General features: G+C 73.8%; 1 protein-coding gene. It reads left to right on the top strand.

The annotated features are described in order from the left end of the window. Positions 1–1,091: N-acetylglucosamine-6-phosphate deacetylase (gene nagA, locus ACGFSC_RS42865; protein WP_392865354.1), on the top strand; the 1,091-nt coding region annotated here is incomplete at both ends.

The raw sequence follows: 1,091 nt of genomic DNA, 5'->3' as shown, positions 1-1,091 counted from the left end.
GGCGACCGCCTCGCCGTCGGGGGCGAGCGCATCGCCGGCCTCGGCGGCGACACCGAACCCGGCGACCTCGACCTGACCGGGTACACCGTCGTCCCCGGCTTCGTCGACCTGCACGTCCACGGCGGCGGCGGCGCCTCCTACGCCTCCGGCATCGCCGAGGAGGCGCTGCTGGCCGCCCGGACCCACCTGGAACACGGCACCACCACCACGATCGCCTCCACCGTCACCGGCGAGATCGACGAGGTCGCCCGCCAGGCGCACGTCCTCTCCGAACTCGTCGAGGACGGCGTCCTGGCCGGCATCCACTTCGAGGGCCCGTTCATCTCCCACAACCGCTGCGGCGCCCACCGCCCCGACCTGCTGCGCGACCCCGACCCCGCCCTGGTCCGCAAGCTCGTCGACGCCGCCCGCGGCCACGCCAGGATGGTCACCCTCGCCCCCGAACTGCCCGGCGGCCTGGACTCGGTACGGATGCTCACCGACCTCGGCGTGATCGCCGCCGTCGGCCACACCGACTCCGACTACGCCACCACCCTGGAGGCGATCGAGGCCGGCGCCACCGTCGCCACCCACCTGTTCAACGCCATGCCCGGCATCGCCCACCGCGCCCCCGGCCCGATCGTGGCCCTGCTGGAGGACGAGCGGGTCACCGTCGAACTGATCAACGACGGCGTGCACCTGCACCCCTCCGTCCTCGACCTCGCCTACGGCACCGCCGGCGCGAACCGGGTCGCCCTGATCACCGACGCGATGGGCGCCGCCGGCATGGGCGACGGCCTCTACCCGCTCGGTCCCCTCCAGGTCCAGGTCAAGGACGGCGTGGCCCGACTGGTCGAGGGCGGCGCGATCGCCGGCTCCACCCTCACCCTGGACGTGGCGTTCAAGCGCTCGGTCACCGTCAACGGGCTGAGCCTGAACCAGGCCGTCGAGTCGCTGTCCGCCACCCCGGCCCGGCTGCTCGGCCTGAGCGACTCCATCGGCTCGCTGGAGACCGGCAAGCTCGCCGACCTGGTCGTGGTCGACTCCGAGAGCTACGACCTGGTCGCCGTCATGCGCCGCGGCCGCTGGGTGCTCGGCGGCGAGGCGTTCCG

Origin of the sequence: Kitasatospora sp. NPDC048715 (genome assembly GCF_043198905.1) — a bacterium.
In the GTDB taxonomy this organism is placed as follows: domain Bacteria; phylum Actinomycetota; class Actinomycetes; order Streptomycetales; family Streptomycetaceae; genus Kitasatospora; species Kitasatospora lactacystinica.
This window is presented reverse-complemented; position numbering and strand designations above follow the sequence as displayed.